The following is a 243-nucleotide window of genomic DNA, read 5'->3' as shown; positions in this document are numbered from 1 at the left end:
ATGTCGGGGCTGTGATTAGCGGCGCAGGCCGGCTTCTCGGAACGCTGTCGGTAACAACCGACACAGCGGGGTATCTCGACCTGCTGACATGGGCGAATTCGTTCGGTCAGTTATGTCGTGCCGGGGTTGAAGGGACCGGCACCTACGGAGCGGGCTTGGCCCGCGTGCTGCGCGATCATGAGATCGAGGTCCTTGAAGTCAATCGTCCCGATCGCGCGATGCGCCGCTCCCGAGGGAAGTCCG

At 63.4% G+C, this 243-nt stretch carries 1 protein-coding gene; it reads left to right on the top strand.

Annotated features, from left to right (window positions below; all coding sequences use genetic code 11):
* Nucleotides 1–11: 11 nt before the first annotated feature.
* The coding region (locus VSR72_RS44190) for a transposase (protein ID WP_342958431.1) at nucleotides 12–243 on the top strand (232 nt) is incomplete at its 3' end.

It is taken from the genome of Paraburkholderia sp. JHI869 (genome assembly GCF_038900775.1).
Lineage (GTDB): Bacteria > Pseudomonadota > Gammaproteobacteria > Burkholderiales > Burkholderiaceae > Paraburkholderia.
Note: the sequence above shows the minus strand (reverse complement) of the source record. Positions and strands in the feature narration are given on the sequence as shown.